We start from the raw sequence: 15,603 nt of genomic DNA, 5'->3' as shown, positions 1-15,603 counted from the left end.
CAACATTGCCAATGGAAAATACGCCATTTGACTATGTACCTATATTAATTCAACTTGCTGTGGCCGCTGGCTTCGGTATTACCACGATTATTGGTACACATCTGTTGGGGCCGAAGGTGCGCACCGCGAATAAGCTTACATCATTCGAATCTGGTGTGGAGGTCGTGGGCAACGCAAGACAGCCTTTTTCCATCAAATATTTTTTGGTGGCGATACTCTTTGTCATCTTCGATATTGAAGTAATTTTCATGTATCCATGGGCAGTGAATTTCCGAGAATTTGGATGGGAAGGCTTAGTGCAGATGTTTGTTTTCATGGGCTTGTTGCTGCTTGGCTTCATATACATACTGAAGAAGAAAGCATTGGACTGGGAATAGTTCGGACTATTCTACCAGTGTCAAGTATAAAATCCTCAGTTTATAGAAAGGAATTGAATAAATGAGTGAAATAACATTAGCCGATCGTCCACCGGGCGTGGAAGGATCCGGTTTTTTTGCAACTACATTAGATAAGGCAGTAGGATTGGCGAGAGCCAATTCATTGTGGCCACTTCCTTTTGCGACATCTTGTTGTGGAATTGAGTTTATGGCTACGATGGGATCCACTTACGATTTAGCGCGTTTTGGCGCCGAACGGCCAAGCTTTTCGCCGCGTCAGGCAGATATGTTATTGGTGATGGGAACCATTGCTAAAAAGATGGCACCCGTGCTTAAGCAGGTTTACATCCAAATGGCAGAACCCAGATGGGTTATTGCAGTTGGTGCATGCGCATCCAGTGGCGGTATATTCGATACATATTCTGTGTTGCAAGGAATAGATGAAATCATTCCGGTAGATGTATACGTGCCTGGTTGTCCGCCAAGACCTGAGGCGATCTTAGATGGGGTTATGCGTTTGCAGGATCTCGTAAAAAATGAATCGCTAAATCGCAGAAATACGCCGGAGTACAAAGCATTGTTGGAAAAGTACGGTATAGAAACAGATAATGGATAGACTAAATAATCAACAACTGCTACAGCAGCTTGCGGATCGCTTTGGGGCTGATATCAATCGCCCCGAAGAACCATATGGCTTGCTGACCATTCATACTAGTAAAGAACGTGTTTTGGAGGTGTTGGGGTTTTTGAAAGAGTCTGTTGGATTTATTTACCTCACTGATATTACCGCAGTACATTATCCAGAAGGTGATAATACCTTTTCTATTGTGTACCATGTGCATAATCTCGTAGAAAATGTACGCGTGCGGATCAAAGTGTCGATACCGGTGAATGATCCAAAAATACCTTCTGCGACGGTGCTGTGGGCTGGAGCCAATTGGATGGAACGCGAAACATATGATTTTTTTGGTGTTGACTTTGAAGGTCATCCCGATCTGCGTCGAATCCTGAATATGGACGATCTGGATGTGTTCCCAATGCGACGGGAATATCCGTTAGAAGACCCTAACCGAGTAGATAAAAGAGATTTTTATTTTGGGCGTTAGTCCACATTATAAAGCGCGATACGCATGAGCAAGCCGATCACTGAATTAACATCTAACAGACCCGTCTTTGAAGAGCACGATCCAGAAGAAGAGCTCACTACACTCAATCTAGGTCCTACGCACCCTGCTACACACGGCGTATTTCAGAATGTGCTGCAAATAGACGGCGAGCGCATCATCAGTGGTGTATCCACCATAGGCTATATTCATCGCGCATTCGAAAAAATTGCAGAACATCGTCCTTTTTACCAAATCACCCCGTTAACCGATCGGCTCAACTACTGTTCAGCCCCGATTAACAATATGGGCTGGCACATGACGGTCGAGAAACTTCTAGAAATAGAGATCCCCAAACGTGTGCAATACATGCGTGTCATTGTGATGGAATTGGCAAGGATTGCCGATCACATCATCTGTAACGGAATTTTGGGAGTAGATACCGGTGCGTTTTCCGGCTTTCTTTATTTGATGCAGGAGCGCGAGTTTATCTACGAGATCTTTGAGGAAATTTGTGGTGCTCGTCTGACGACTAACATCGGCCGTATAGGCGGCTTCGAAAGAGATTTCAATGATATCGCCTTTACGAAGATCGAGGAGTTTATAGATCGCTTCCCAGCGGTATTGGCCGAGTTCGAGGAACTATTTACCAGAAACCGCATATTTATCGAACGTACTTCAAACGTGGCTGCTGTTACACCGGAGCAAGCGTTGAATTACAGTTGGAGCGGTCCTATCTTGCGTGCTACAGGTGTGGATTACGATGTACGCGTAATGTCGCCATATTGTTCGTATGAAGAATTTGAATTTGATGTGCCCGTGGGTACCAATGGGGATGTATACGATCGGTTTATGGTACGAAACGAAGAGATGACACAATCTATGCGTATCATCAGACAAGCCCTAGAGAAAATAAAAGGTGAACCAAAAGGAATATTCCATGCCGATGTGCCAGAATTCTATCTGCCACCCAAAGAGCAGGTGTATACCAATATGGAAGCGCTTATTTACCATTTCAAAATTGTCATGGGCGAATGGGAAACTCCTAAATCGGAGGTGTACCATGCGGTAGAAGGCGCCAATGGCGAATTGGGTTTTTACCTCATACACGATGGCGGTCGCACACCATATCGTTTGCATTTCCGTCGACCTTCTTTTATCAATTATCAAATGTTTGCGCCGATGAGCAGCGGCATGCTGATCTCCGACGCTATTATTAATATGAGTAGTTTAAACGTAATTGCAGGAGAGTTAGATGCTTAATGTGAAAGAAAATCTGGTGGTAGACTTCTCTCCTAGCTTAGTAGAGAAGTTTGGTGAGATCGTCGCTCGTTATCCGGAAGGTCGCCAAAAATCTGCCTTGCTACCGGTATTGCACGAGGTGCAAGCGGTATATGGCTGGTTAAGTGTGGATATGATGGACAAAATAGCTTCTTATCTAGCGATTAAGCCTATCGAAGTGTACGAAGTCGCTACCTTTTACAGTATGTATTTCTTACAGCCGCAAGGTAAATATACGTTGGAAGTGTGCCGCACGGGTCCATGCTGTCTGGTGGGTGCGGAGAAGATCATGGATCAGATAGAAAGTACATTAGGCATCAAGGAGGGCGAAATTTCGGCTGATGGATTATTCTCTTGGCGGGGCGTCGAGTGTCTGGCGGCCTGTGGATTTGGTCCTGTATTGCAAATCGGACCCGAATATACATTCTATGAAAACCTCACGCCAGATAGTGTCGACGAGTTGATCGCGAATTTGAAAACCGAAGGACAAGCTAAAGATTAGTATCATGGGGCGAAAGTTATTACTCACACATATAGACGTACCCGGCATACAAAGTTATTCCGTGTACAAGGCACAGGGCGGTTACCGATCGGTTGATAAAGCCTTGAAGTCTATGAGTCCGGACGATGTGGTAGAAGAAGTGAAAAAATCTGGACTACGCGGACGTGGAGGAGCAGGTTTTCCGACCGGAATGAAATGGAGTTTTCTGGCGAAGCCAGAAGGTGTGCCACGCTATTTGGTGTGCAATGCTGATGAATCGGAGCCGGGAACATTCAAGGACCGGTATCTTATGACGTATATTCCCCACGCTTTGATTGAGGGAATGATCGTATCCAGCTATGCGCTGGGTGCGCATACTTCTTTTATCTACGTGCGTGGCGAAATGATGCCACAGATCCGTATCCTCGAAAAGGCTATCGCAGAAGCGAAAGCAGCAGGATATTTGGGTAAAAATATATTGGGATCGGGCTACGATCTTGAGTTGTACGTACAACCTGGAGGCGGTGCATACATTTGCGGTGAAGAAACCGCATTACTCGAATCTTTGGAAGGCAAACGTGGAAATCCACGCATCAAACCACCTTTTCCAGCTATTGCGGGGCTTTATGGCTGTCCGACCGTAGTCAACAATGTAGAATCTATCGCGGCAACTGTTCCGATCATCAATGATGGTGGCGAAGAATACGCGAAGATCGGCATTGAGCGCAGTACAGGCACGAAACTGATCTCTGCTGGTGGCAATCTGGCTAAACCCGGTGTGTATGAAATAGAACTGGGATTGCCCGTAGAAGAATTTATCTATTCCGATGAGTATTGTGGCGGTATTGCCAATGGCAAGAAACTGAAAGCTGTTGTAGCCGGAGGATCTTCTGTGCCGATCTTACCGGCCAACCTCATCTCGAAAACAATCAAAGGCGAAGCACGCCTGATGACCTACGAATCGTTGGCTGATGGTGGTTTTCAATCGGGTACCATGATGGGATCGGGCGGTTTCATCGCCTTCGATGAAGATCAATGCATCGTGCGAAACACCTGGAATTTTACCCGGTTTTACCGGCACGAGAGCTGCGGACAATGTTCGCCTTGTCGGGAAGGTACCGGTTGGATGGAGAAAGTGTTATACAATATCGAGCATGGCCGCGGTTCAATGAACGATATCGACCTGCTGTGGGATATACAGAGAAAAATTGAAGGCAATACCATCTGTCCACTGGGTGATGCAGCAGCATGGCCTGTTGCTGCAGCGATACGACATTTCAGAGATGAATTTGAATGGCATATCAACCACGGGCAAGAAGCACAAAGTAGAAATTATGGATTAGCACATTATGCTGATCCCTTGGAAGTCGTAACGGAATCATAGAGCTAAGCATACGGTGATGGCGGAAGAAATACAAAAGTTTCAAGTAAGTATAGATGGCATATCGGTTGAGGTAGATGCCGGAACAACCATATTAAATGCGGCTCGTCAGATCGGTGGAGATATTGTGCCGCCGGCGATGTGCTACTACTCGAAGTTGGAAGGCAGCGGTGGTAAATGCCGTACGTGTTTGGTGAAAGTGACCAAAGGATCTGAAAAAGATCCTCGTCCGATGCCGAAGCTCGTGGCTTCGTGCCGTACCACGGTGATGGATGGAATGGAAGTGCAGAATATCACTTCGCCAGATGTGGTGGATGCGCGCAAAAGCGTTGTAGAGATGCTATTGATTAATCATCCGCTGGATTGTCCAGTGTGCGATCAGGCGGGAGAATGTAAACTGCAAGATCTAGGCTACGAGCACGGATCCGAAAATACACGCTACGATTTTGCTCGCCGTACGTTTGAGCGAATTGATATTGGCGATAAAATCCAGCTGCACATGAATCGTTGTATTCTGTGCTATCGCTGTGTGTATGTGGCCAATCAATTGACCGACACGCGTGAGCATGGCATTTTGAATCGTGGAGACCATTCCGAAATATCCACCTTTATTGAGAATGCCTTAGACAATGATTATATCGGGAATGTGATTGATGTGTGTCCGGTAGGCGCACTAACCGACAAAACCTTTCGTTTCAAAAACCGCGTTTGGTTTACCAAACCGGTCAATGCACATCGCGACTGCCCGTCTTGTTCGGGTAAGGTGACTTTGTGGTACAAAGGAGCGGATGTATTGCGTGTAACGGCGCGTAAGGATGAATATGATGAAGTAGAAGAGTTTATCTGTAATACCTGTCGGTTCGACAAGAAAGAGACAGCCGATTGGACTTTGCAAGATCCAACGAAAGTGAGTCAGGAGTCGGTTATCGCTTCCAACCATTATTCGCAGTTCCAACCACCAGCGGTGATTCCAGAAAATACCCCATTAAAAGAAGCCAATTGGGAACAGTTGGCCAGAACAGAGAGATTGAACTAAGCGGCTAACAGACATGGAGACAGCATTTCTACTAGAAAAATTGATATTAGTGGTCGTCGTATTTACGATCACCTTAGTGATCGCGATGTATTCTACGTTGGCGGAGCGCAAGATTGCAGGTTTTATGCAAGATCGGCACGGACCAGATCGCGCTGGCGCATTCGGGTTGCTACAACCATTATGCGATGGTGGTAAGTTCTTTTTCAAAGAAGAGATCATTCCGGCAGGCGCGCATAAAGGTTTGTTTATCATCGGCCCAGTAATCGCTATTATTACCGCGTGTATCAGCTCGGCTGTCATCCCTTGGGGGCAAACGTTGACCATTGGCGATGCCAGCATCAAATTGCAGGTGGCAGAGGTGAATATTGGCGTATTGTACATTTTTGGTGTCATTGCGCTGGGTGTATACGGCATAATGCTGGGAGGCTGGGCATCCAACAACAAATTTTCATTGATGGGCGCTATTCGCGCTGCTTCCCAAAGTATTAGCTACGAGATTGGTTTGGGCTTGTCGCTGATCGCGTTACTAATGGTAACAGGCACACTTTCGATCGGTGAGATCGTAGCACAACAATCGGGATTTGTCAATTGGAATATTTGGGCGCAACCGCTAGGCTTTATCATCTTTGTGGTGTGTGCTTTTGCAGAATGTAATCGTGTACCTTTCGATTTGCCCGAGTGTGAAACCGAGTTAGTTGGTGGTTATCATACCGAGTATTCGTCTATGAAACTGGGTTTATACATGTTCTCGGAATACATCAATATGTTTGTATCGTCGGCACTGATGGCGGCCTTGTATTTTGGCGGTTACAACTTTCCATTTATGTACGATCTTGGCCTATCGGCCAATTGGATTACGATCATTGGCGTATTCGTGTTTTTTGCCAAAATATTTGCCTTTATCTTTTTCTTTATGTGGATCAGATGGACCTTACCACGTTTTCGGTACGATCAGCTGATGCGATTAGGTTGGAAGAAGTTGATACCATTGGCTATCGCCAATATTGTATTGACAGGCGTGATCATTTTGATCAAGGATACATTTTTTTAGAGAGAGGAGATCTATATGCAGTCGTTATCGAATAGAAAAAAAGTACTGGAACAAAAACCGATGAATTTCTGGGAGCGCATTTACCTGCCTGCCATATTCAAGGGTTTGTCCATTACCTTAAAGCATTTTTTTAAGAAAATCCCGACCGTGAAATATCCGGAAGAGGTGCGTCCGTATTCTAAAAATTTCCGCGGGCAACATTCTTTGAAGCGTGATGAGGAAGGTAGAGAGCGCTGTACTGCTTGTGGATTATGTGCTTTGTCCTGTCCAGCAGAAGCCATCACGATGACATCTGCCGAGCGAGCCAAAGGCGAAGAGCATCTATACCGCGAGGAGAAATATGCTTCGGTATATGAAATCAATATGTTGCGCTGCATCTTTTGTGGCCTGTGCGAAGAAGCTTGCCCTAAAGAAGCCATCTATCTGGATGGATCACACGTGACGGCCGATTATCTCCGGAAGGATTTTATCTATGGAAAAGATAAGTTGGTGGAGCCCAAATTCGACATTACAAAACTTGCTAAAGACTAAATATATAGCCGATGTCCTTTTTTTATCTTGTGGCTTTTCTATCGGTGATATTTTCGCTGATGACCATTTTTACGAAGAATCCTGTACACAGCGTGCTGTACTTAGTGATCACATTTTTTACGTTCACGGTGCATTACATCATGCTGAATGCGCAGTTCTTGGCCGTGGTGAATTTTATCGTCTACATGGGTGCGATTATGGTCTTGTTCCTATTCGTATTGATGTTGCTGAATCTAAATAAGGATACAGAACCGATGAAATCTCCTTTGGTGAAGGTGATGGGGACGATTGCAGGGATGTGCCTGTTAGCTACTTTTCTAGGTGCTTTCCGCGCATTGGAGCAGAATGATGTGCTCATCACACCCCATGAAAATATTGGATTAGTGGAAAATCTAGGGAAAGTGCTCTTCGGAGAATTTCTACTGCCTTTTGAATTGTCTTCCATTCTATTGCTCACTGCAATGGTCGGAGCAGTGCTATTGGCCAAACATGAGAAAGGAGTGAAGAAGCAACATGGATAATTTAGCAACTCAGCTCCAAGGCGTTCCCTTGCAGCATTATTTGATCTTCTGCAGCACCATTTTCGCCATTGGCGTGGTGGGCGTGTTGACCAGAAGAAATATCATTATTATCATGATGTCTATCGAATTGATGCTCAATTCGGTGAACCTGCTACTCGCCGCCTTCTCTGCGCATCATGGTGATCCTGCTGGTCAGGTATTCGTCTTTTTCATCATGGCATTGGCGGCTGCCGAAGTAGCTGTTGGCCTCGCGATCGTGATTATGGTGTATCGAAATACCAAATCGCTCGATATTGACTCCTTGACCAAGCTGCGCCTGTAATAGCGGCACACAGAAAGAACTTTGCTAACCCACATATATAAACTTGCATAGAAAAAATTAACCACGTATGAACGAATTGATCTGGATAGTGCCCTTACTGCCTTTGTTGGGCTTCGTATTCATCGGGACTTTACGAAATCACCTGCCGAACTGGCTCGTAAGCTTGGTTGGCTGTGGCACAGTACTCGCGGCATTTGTAGCCAGCGTGGCTCTGTTTTCGGAGGTGTACGGTGCACGAATGGTAGGAGGTAACGGCGAAATGACGCAGGAATTATTTACTTGGATTTCTGTTTCAGATTTTCAGGTTTCTTTTCGCTTTTTGGTGGATCCATTGAGTGCCATCATGCTCTTAATCGTAACGGGGATTGGTTTTCTGATTCATTTGTATTCTACATCATACATGCATAAAGATCCTGGATTTGCTAAGTTCTTCAGCTACTTGAACTTGTTTATCTTTTTCATGTTGCTTTTAGTGTTAGGATCCAATTACTTGGTGATGTTTATTGGATGGGAAGGTGTTGGTTTGTGTTCTTACCTATTGATTGGGTTCTGGTACAAAAACACCAACTATGCGAAGGCAGCTAAAAAAGCGTTTGTGATGAACCGGATTGGAGATTTGGGTTTTCTGATTGCCTTATTCTTTATGATTGCACACTTTGGTACGTTGGAATTTGCTGGTGTACTGGGGCAAGCAACGCTGATGGTTTCTGGCGATACCACTTTATTGATCATCACCTTATTGCTTTTCGTAGCCGCAACCGGTAAATCGGCGCAAATTCCACTTTTTACGTGGCTGCCTGATGCGATGGCAGGGCCCACGCCTGTTTCAGCGTTGATCCACGCAGCGACCATGGTTACTGCAGGTATTTACATGATTGCGCGATCTAATATTATGTTTACGCTATCGCCGATTACGATGCAGGTGATTGCCATCATTGGTGTGACGACCGCCGTTGTGGCGGCATTCATTGCCCTTACGCAAAATGATATTAAAAAGGTACTAGCCTATTCGACCGTATCACAATTAGGATATATGTTTTTGGGTTTAGGTGTCGGTGCTTTTACGGGCGCATTTTTCCATGTATTGACACATGCGTTCTTCAAAGCTCTGTTGTTTCTTGGTGCAGGTTCTGTGATTCATGCTATGAGCGATGAGCAGGATATGAGAAATATGGGCGGCTTGCGCAAAGCTTTACCAGTCACTTTTGCAACGATGCTGATCGGGACAATTGCGATTGCAGGGATTCCGCCGTTTGCGGGATTCTTTTCCAAAGATGAAATCTTGGCGTATGCTTTTGTCGAAAACCCAATCTTTTGGGTACTTGGTTTAGCGGGAGCGCTCATGACGGCTTTCTATATGTTTAGATTGCTATTTATGACCTTTTCGGGAACCTTTCGTGGTGCCGAATCGCAAAAAAGTCATTTGCACGAATCTCCTTGGCCGATGACGGCTGCGCTGATCTTGTTGGCATTACTGTCTGTATTGGGTGGCGCACTGAATGTGCCAGAAGCACTGCATGGTCATCATTGGTTGGCCAACTTCCTGCACCCTGTTTTTGCGGATTCGGCGGCTTTATCCGTTCCTTTTAGTTTAGATCATACCACCGAATATCTGTTGATGGCCGTATCTACCGTTGCCGCATTGGCGATGGCAGCCGTGGCGTATATGCGTTATGTCAAATCCGCGGCAAGATCGGAGAAAGTGCTGAGCGATCGTGGTCTTTTGTACCGACTTTCCTATCACAAGCTGTACGTGGATGAAGCGTATGAGCTTTTGATTACAAAACCGTTGCACAGTTTGGCTGGCGCATTCAAGAAAGGAGACGTAAAACTGGTCGATGGATTAGTAAACGGGGTGGGCAAAATGTTTTTAACTGCTGGAAATGGCATCCGACATTTGCAAACGGGGCATGTTAGTTTTTATATATTTATGATGGTATTGGGCGTGGCAGGCATTATGTTGTATGGCCTTATTGCACAATTAATAGAAAGATAACCTAAGAATTCATGGACAACCTTTTTTCGCTGCTGCTGCTCCCTTTAATTAGTGCTATCGTTCTGGTCTTCGTGCGTACGGATCGTGCTAAATGGGTGGCTTTGCTCTTATCATTAATCAACTTAGGACTTACCGTGCCGTTTCTACTGCGTTTTGATCCACAAGCTGGAATACAGTTTGAGCAGATGTGGGTATGGATTGAGCGCTTGAATGTCAACTTTCATATCGGTTTGGATGGCATTAGCTTACCGCTGGTTTTATTGACCAACGGACTGATTCCTCTGATCATTGCTACGACCGATCGTAGTCGTTTCAAAGGTGATTTCTACGCGCTCGTGTTATTTATGCAGCTGGGTCTTTTGCTGGTCTTCACGGCGTTGGATGCATTTTCGTTTTATGTAGGCTGGGAAATTGCCTTGATTCCGATTTATTTTATCTGTGCCTTGTGGGGCAGTGGTGATCGCGTTGCTACCAACCTCAAGTTCTTTATCTATACGTTTGCCGGCAGTATTTTTATGCTGATCGGTATACTTTACCTTTACCAGCAGACGCCGTCCGGTAGTTTTGAATGGACGGCGTTTACAAACTTAAACCTTCCGGAGAACACACAGCATTGGGTTTTCTGGGCGTTCTTTCTCGCCTTCGCGATCAAGATTCCGATTATTCCATTTCATACTTGGCAACCCAACACCTATGTACAAGCGCCTGCCGCCGGTACGATGTTGTTGTCTGGTATCATGTTAAAAATGGGAGTCTTTGGCCTATTACGTTGGTTGTTACCGATAGCGCCTCTAGGCGTAGCTGAATATGGCACACTAGTGATGATATTATGTGTAGTTGGAATTGTTTATGCCTCGCTTATTGCCTTTCGGCAAGATGATGCAAAGCGCCTCATTGCTTACTCCTCTATTGCACACGTTGGCCTTATTGCAGGTGGCGTATTTTCCTTGACGGTAGATGGTTTGCAAGGAGCAATGATCCAGATGGTTAATCACGGGATCTCGGTAGTCGGTCTGTTCTTTGTGATAGATTTGATCGAACGCCGTACCGGAAGCAGAAGCTTATCGGCACTTGGTGGACTGGCGTCGCGCACGCCTAAGTTGGCCATAGCATTTTTAATTCTGGTGATGGGTGCGGTCGGCTTGCCTTTAACCAACGGTTTTATCGGAGAGTTTCTTTTATTGAAAGGCTTGTTTGGTACGGCAGATTACGGGTTATGGTATGCGGTTTTCGGTGGACTTACCTTGATTTTGGGCGCAGTATACATGCTTCGACTTTATCAGAAAACTATGCTAGGCGAACTACAGGAGCAATGGAACTCCGTTTCCGATGTCAAAAGCATGGATGTGGTTATATTGGGGATTTTGGTGATTCTAATCGTCGTAATCGGGGTATTGCCCAATTATCTGCTACAACTCTCCGAGCCAGCAATACACAACTTATTACAGCAAATTTCATTTAGAACAGCATAGCTTAATACCAACATACATTATGGGTGCAATTATCACGCTTTCATTATTGGCAATACTGCTTTTGTACTTAGGGCTTTTTAAGGCCAAAAGTGCGTTACTGCCGGTCACCTTAGCGGGCTTAGCATTAGCCATCGGTTTCGAATGGTATGGCTGGGATCAAGTGGCAGAGCCACAATACACCGGTATGGTGTTGTTCGATCGGTATGCGATAGCATTTTCGATCTTATGCATTTTTATTGCCGGCTTAGTATTGTCTCTTTCCAAAGCCTATTTCAAGGCGATCAGCGAAAACGTGGCAGAATACTATGCCTTGATCTTATTTTCATTAGTAGGTGCATTATTGGTGTGTGCATATCACAACTTTGCCATTCTGTTTATTGGTATAGAGGTGATGTCTGTCGCTTTATACATCTTGGTAGGCATTCGCAAAAAAGATCGTGCATCCAATGAAGCAGCATTGAAGTACTTCCTGATGGGTGCATTCTCTACGGGATTTCTACTGTTTGGTATTACATTAATGTACGGCGCTACAGGATCCTTCGATTTGAGCGAACTGCAACAATATGTGCGCAGCACGCCAGATCATCAAATCTCCCCATTATTCTTTGGTGGGATTTTATTGATGTTGGTGGGCTTATGTTTCAAAGTGGGCGCAGCACCATTTCACTTCTGGACTCCAGATGTATACGATGGATCACCGATTTTGATTACGGCTTACATGAGCACGGTGGTGAAAGTGGCTTCTTTTGCCGGATTCCTGCGGTTGTTTTCTATGGTAATGGTTCCGTTAGATGGTTTCTGGGAACCACTGCTACTCACCATTGCGATCATTACACTGTTTGTGGGTAATATCTCCGCATTAGTACAATCTAGCTTCAAGCGCATGCTCGCCTATTCTAGTATAGCGCATGCGGGTTATATGTTGTTTGCTATTCTTTCGATAGGAAGTCTTTCGCCTTCGGCGATCCTTACTTACGGATTTGCTTATTCTTTGGCCTCCGTCGTGGCATTTGCTGCCTTGATATTGGTTAAGAGACAAATTGGTACCGATCAGTTCGAATCATTTAATGGATTGGCTAAGCAAAACCCATTCTTGGCTTTTGTCGTGACCATCGCTATGCTCTCGTTAGCTGGTATTCCATTGACCGCAGGTTTCATCGGAAAGTTCATGATGTTTGGCCGTGTGATGGAAAGTTACCATACCTTATTATTGGTACTGGCGGCGATAAATGCGGTCATAGGTGTATGCTACTACTTACGTGTCGTGGTACATCTGTATTTCAAATCTGCAGGCGATGAAGCAGCAACTTCAGCTATCAAAGTGCCTTTGATTTTTCAAATCATATTTGCCATTTCGATCCTGTTAACTTTAGCGGTAGGCGTCTACCCAGAATGGCTGATCAATTTGTTGTAAATGATGATCCTGAACGAACGTTAACAAAGAAATAAGTTTTTCCTCTATAAGCGATTAACTCTGCGAACAAATTGTATCTTTATCAGAGTGAGCATAGAGGAAACATGACTATAGGGGCTTTAGCGATAAGATATATAAACCTTCTTTTCCTGATATCGTGTTTAGCACCTGCCGTATTTGGACAACATAGAATCCAAGGTGTAGTCGTGGACGAAGATTCGGGAAGTAAGCTGATGGGCGTATCGGTGCGTGTGTTGGGAAGCAATGCCGGTACAGCGACCGACTCGACAGGACGTTTTGTGTTGCTGTTGGATAAATCTTATGCGCAGGTAGAGCTTACTTCAATTGGCTATGCGACAAAAGTGTTGCGCGTGAGCGAACAAGAACCCAACTTAATTTCTTTGCGAACCGAAGGGACGCTTATTGACGGCATTACGATTCGTTCAAACAGACGATATTCCAATAAGGATAACCCCGCCGTTGAGTTGATTGACTCAGTCATCCGTTACAAATCACAAAATCGCCTTTCCGGAAACGCGCGCATTCAATTTGAGCAGTATGATAAAATTAAGATCGGAATAGTAGATCCTCCAAAACTCTTGAAACGCACGCTATCTATGGTGAACTTTCCAACGGATTACATGGATAGTCTCACGCTGCCAGGGAAGAAGCTGCTAGGTGTTTATCAAGAAGAAAACCTAGCCAAAGTATACAGCCAACGAAATCCATCCCGCTCCAAGCGACGGATTGAAAACCAGATCAAAACAGAATTTGATCAGCGTTATGTGAACAATCCCAATATCCAATCCTACATCAATTATGTGTTGCAGCCGATAGATATTTATGATGAAAGTATCTTCATGCTGGACAAGCTAATCTTGAGCCCCATCGCAAATAGCGGAAAGACGTTCTATAAATATTTTGTAATAGATACGATTAAGAATGAGCATGGTGAATTTCTGGAGTTGGAATTTGTGCCTCGTAATGATAAAGATTTGTTGTTTCGTGGCAAGTTACAGGTGGCATTGGATGGAAGCTACGCCGTAAAGCGTGCCGAATTGCACCTCGGAACCTCGGCCAATATCAATTGGATTAGTGCGGTAGATTTGCAATTAAACTATTCTCCGACAGCAGATGGTGTGATGTTGTTAGACAGTACGCATGTGGGCGTATCCTTTGGTTCGGAGAATAATCAAGCTATGTATGCCGAGCGAGTGAGTATACACCGCGATTATGACTTAAATAGCCCGATTGACAACTCAGTGTTTGGCGGGCCGCCAATCGAGGTAATACCCAATGTGAGCGCATTTATTCCCAATCGGCCAATACCACTTACGGTGTTTGAAAGAAACACGTATGAAAATATCAATCGACTTAGAGAGAGCCCTACTTTCAGATCGACATTGGCCTTGGGCTATTTGATCGCACAAGGATATTATAATCTGAACGTCTTTGAACTTGGGCCGTTAGAATATACGTATAGCCGCAATAATATTGAAGGAAACCGCATTCGTTTCGGGGGACGAACAACACCAATGCTCTCCGAAAAAATGTACTTGGAAGGATATGTAGCGTATGGCACGCGCGACAATGACCTGAAATATTTCTTGAGAACGGCCGTTTCTCTGGATGGGCGCAACATTGCGACCTTTCCAGCGCATTATATAGAAGGTACAATCCAGCACGATATTTTAGAACCGGGACGGCAGCCGAGTTTTTTGCGAGGAGATAGTTTCTTTGAATCCTTTAGAAGCAACCGGCCGACTAAATGGTTTATGACCAATGCGTACCGTTTGGGTCACGTGGTGGAGTTTGGCAATCATTTCTCGGTTGCCACAGCATTTAGCCATATCAAACGACAGACGATCGGCGACTTCCGATTAATAAGTTCTGGCGATCCGACCCTTGCGGTGCGAGATATCAATACCAATGATTTGGAAGTTATTTTGCGTTGGGCGCCTTACGAGCGGTTTTATTATCGAAACTTGACCCGAAGTACCATCATTGAACGGCATCCCGTATTTACGGTTCAATACAATAAAGGGTTGAAAGGATTTTTAGATGCGCCCTACGATTACGATATGGTTAAAGCATCGGTATCGCGGCGATTTTTCCTCAATCAATTGGGCTTTGCTGATGTAACGCTGACCGGTGGCAAAATTTGGGGCGTGTTGCCTTACACGCTGTTACATATGCCGAATGTTAGGCAGCAAGAATTAGATGGTCGGCACGAAATTCGCTATGATTTGATGAACAGTATGGAGTTCGCGGCAGACCAATATGTAAAGTTCGGTTTTCAGCATGCGTTAAATGGCTTTATCTTTAACAAAATTCCGTTGCTGCGCAGGTTAAAATTGCGTGAAATTTGGGGAGCACAAATGTTTTATGGACGTATGAGTCCACAAAATGATCCGGCGCTTAGCGATCGAGTCCTCGAATTTGATTTAGACGGAGAAGGATTACCAATAACGAGAAGTCAAAACGGAAGACCATACTGGGAAGCATCGGCAGGAATAGATAATATTCTTCGTGTGTTGCGCGTAGAATATGTGCGCAGGCTCACACACCGAGACTTTCCAAACATTAGTCAGGATAGATACCGCGTTTCGCTGTCCCTAAATTTCTAAAACCAATACG

General features: G+C 44.9%; 15 protein-coding genes. All 15 read left to right on the top strand.

The window, feature by feature from the left end; all coding sequences use genetic code 11:
• Positions 1–11 precede the first annotated feature (11 nt).
• The 15 genes from AC3IRT_RS17295 (at position 12) to AC3IRT_RS17225 (ending at position 15,593) form a co-directional block, all read left to right on the top strand.
• Positions 12–377: an NADH-quinone oxidoreductase subunit A gene (locus AC3IRT_RS17295; protein ID WP_489394444.1), complete on the top strand. Its 366-nt coding sequence runs from the start codon at positions 12–14 to the stop codon at positions 375–377.
• Positions 378–438: 61 nt separating this feature from the next.
• Positions 439–993: an NADH-quinone oxidoreductase subunit B gene (locus tag AC3IRT_RS17290; protein ID WP_489394443.1), complete on the top strand. Its 555-nt coding sequence runs from the start codon at positions 439–441 to the stop codon at positions 991–993.
• On the top strand, positions 986–1,483 hold the full coding sequence (locus AC3IRT_RS17285; RefSeq protein WP_489394442.1) for an NADH-quinone oxidoreductase subunit C: 498 nt from the start codon (positions 986–988) through the stop codon (positions 1,481–1,483). Before AC3IRT_RS17290 ends, AC3IRT_RS17285 begins: the two co-directional genes overlap by 8 nt.
• A 24-nt stretch (positions 1,484–1,507) precedes the next feature.
• Positions 1,508–2,743 carry an NADH-quinone oxidoreductase subunit D gene (locus AC3IRT_RS17280; RefSeq protein ID WP_489394441.1) on the top strand — a complete coding sequence of 412 codons (1,236 nt, stop codon included), beginning with the start codon at positions 1,508–1,510 and terminating at the stop codon, positions 2,741–2,743.
• The gene (locus tag AC3IRT_RS17275; protein ID WP_489394440.1) at positions 2,736–3,263 is read left to right on the top strand and encodes an NADH-quinone oxidoreductase subunit NuoE family protein; all 528 of its coding nucleotides are present in this window, start codon (positions 2,736–2,738) and stop codon (positions 3,261–3,263) included. The genes AC3IRT_RS17280 and AC3IRT_RS17275 overlap by 8 nt, the downstream gene beginning before the upstream one ends.
• Positions 3,264–3,267: 4 nt before the next feature.
• The gene (gene nuoF / locus AC3IRT_RS17270; RefSeq protein WP_489394439.1) at positions 3,268–4,626 is read left to right on the top strand and encodes an NADH-quinone oxidoreductase subunit NuoF; all 1,359 of its coding nucleotides are present in this window, start codon (positions 3,268–3,270) and stop codon (positions 4,624–4,626) included.
• A gap of 16 nt (positions 4,627–4,642) precedes the next feature.
• Positions 4,643–5,659 carry an NADH-quinone oxidoreductase subunit G gene (locus tag AC3IRT_RS17265; RefSeq protein ID WP_489394438.1) on the top strand — a complete coding sequence of 339 codons (1,017 nt, stop codon included), beginning with the start codon at positions 4,643–4,645 and terminating at the stop codon, positions 5,657–5,659.
• A gap of 13 nt (positions 5,660–5,672) precedes the next feature.
• The gene (gene nuoH / locus AC3IRT_RS17260) at positions 5,673–6,710 is read left to right on the top strand and encodes an NADH-quinone oxidoreductase subunit NuoH (protein WP_489394437.1); all 1,038 of its coding nucleotides are present in this window, start codon (positions 5,673–5,675) and stop codon (positions 6,708–6,710) included.
• A gap of 15 nt (positions 6,711–6,725) precedes the next feature.
• A complete protein-coding gene (locus AC3IRT_RS17255) occupies positions 6,726–7,241 on the top strand; it encodes a NuoI/complex I 23 kDa subunit family protein (protein ID WP_489394436.1) in 516 nt (171 codons plus the stop codon).
• Positions 7,242–7,252: 11 nt separating this feature from the next.
• Positions 7,253–7,762, top strand: a complete 510-nt coding sequence (locus tag AC3IRT_RS17250; protein ID WP_489394435.1) for an NADH-quinone oxidoreductase subunit J family protein — start codon at positions 7,253–7,255, stop codon at positions 7,760–7,762.
• A complete protein-coding gene (nuoK, locus tag AC3IRT_RS17245; RefSeq protein ID WP_489394434.1) occupies positions 7,755–8,084 on the top strand; it encodes an NADH-quinone oxidoreductase subunit NuoK in 330 nt (109 codons plus the stop codon). Before AC3IRT_RS17250 ends, nuoK begins: the two co-directional genes overlap by 8 nt.
• Positions 8,085–8,151: 67 nt before the next feature.
• Complete coding sequence (gene nuoL / locus AC3IRT_RS17240; RefSeq protein WP_489394433.1) at positions 8,152–10,080, top strand: NADH-quinone oxidoreductase subunit L; 1,929 nt, start codon at positions 8,152–8,154, stop codon at positions 10,078–10,080.
• A gap of 11 nt (positions 10,081–10,091) precedes the next feature.
• Positions 10,092–11,552: a complex I subunit 4 family protein gene (locus AC3IRT_RS17235; RefSeq protein ID WP_489394432.1), complete on the top strand. Its 1,461-nt coding sequence runs from the start codon at positions 10,092–10,094 to the stop codon at positions 11,550–11,552.
• Positions 11,553–11,571: 19 nt separating this feature from the next.
• On the top strand, positions 11,572–12,966 hold the full coding sequence (locus tag AC3IRT_RS17230; protein WP_489394431.1) for an NADH-quinone oxidoreductase subunit N: 1,395 nt from the start codon (positions 11,572–11,574) through the stop codon (positions 12,964–12,966).
• Between the two features lie 104 nt (positions 12,967–13,070).
• Entirely contained in the window at positions 13,071–15,593 is a 2,523-nt protein-coding gene (locus AC3IRT_RS17225; RefSeq protein WP_489394430.1) for a DUF5686 family protein, read from the top strand.
• Positions 15,594–15,603: the final 10 nt, after the last annotated feature.

The sequence above is a fragment of the Sphingobacterium sp. KH_072 genome (genome assembly GCF_057837975.1).
This window is presented reverse-complemented; position numbering and strand designations above follow the sequence as displayed.

What these genes read in the sequence shown, in the direction of transcription:
- AC3IRT_RS17290 (WP_489394443.1), top strand. Translation starts at nt 439, where the DNA reads ATGAGTGAAATAACATTAGCCGATCGTCCACCGGGCGTGGAAGGATCC.
- AC3IRT_RS17280 (WP_489394441.1), top strand. Translation starts at nt 1,508, where the DNA reads ATGAGCAAGCCGATCACTGAATTAACATCTAACAGACCCGTCTTTGAA.
- nuoH (WP_489394437.1), top strand. Translation starts at nt 5,673, where the DNA reads ATGGAGACAGCATTTCTACTAGAAAAATTGATATTAGTGGTCGTCGTA.
- AC3IRT_RS17275 (WP_489394440.1), top strand. Translation starts at nt 2,736, where the DNA reads ATGCTTAATGTGAAAGAAAATCTGGTGGTAGACTTCTCTCCTAGCTTA.
- AC3IRT_RS17255 (WP_489394436.1), top strand. Translation starts at nt 6,726, where the DNA reads ATGCAGTCGTTATCGAATAGAAAAAAAGTACTGGAACAAAAACCGATG.
- AC3IRT_RS17230 (WP_489394431.1), top strand. Translation starts at nt 11,572, where the DNA reads ATGGGTGCAATTATCACGCTTTCATTATTGGCAATACTGCTTTTGTAC.
- AC3IRT_RS17295 (WP_489394444.1), top strand. Translation starts at nt 12, where the DNA reads ATGGAAAATACGCCATTTGACTATGTACCTATATTAATTCAACTTGCT.
- AC3IRT_RS17225 (WP_489394430.1), top strand. Translation starts at nt 13,071, where the DNA reads ATGACTATAGGGGCTTTAGCGATAAGATATATAAACCTTCTTTTCCTG.
- AC3IRT_RS17285 (WP_489394442.1), top strand. Translation starts at nt 986, where the DNA reads ATGGATAGACTAAATAATCAACAACTGCTACAGCAGCTTGCGGATCGC.
- nuoK (WP_489394434.1), top strand. Translation starts at nt 7,755, where the DNA reads ATGGATAATTTAGCAACTCAGCTCCAAGGCGTTCCCTTGCAGCATTAT.
- AC3IRT_RS17250 (WP_489394435.1), top strand. Translation starts at nt 7,253, where the DNA reads ATGTCCTTTTTTTATCTTGTGGCTTTTCTATCGGTGATATTTTCGCTG.
- nuoF (WP_489394439.1), top strand. Translation starts at nt 3,268, where the DNA reads ATGGGGCGAAAGTTATTACTCACACATATAGACGTACCCGGCATACAA.
- nuoL (WP_489394433.1), top strand. Translation starts at nt 8,152, where the DNA reads ATGAACGAATTGATCTGGATAGTGCCCTTACTGCCTTTGTTGGGCTTC.
- AC3IRT_RS17235 (WP_489394432.1), top strand. Translation starts at nt 10,092, where the DNA reads ATGGACAACCTTTTTTCGCTGCTGCTGCTCCCTTTAATTAGTGCTATC.
- AC3IRT_RS17265 (WP_489394438.1), top strand. Translation starts at nt 4,643, where the DNA reads ATGGCGGAAGAAATACAAAAGTTTCAAGTAAGTATAGATGGCATATCG.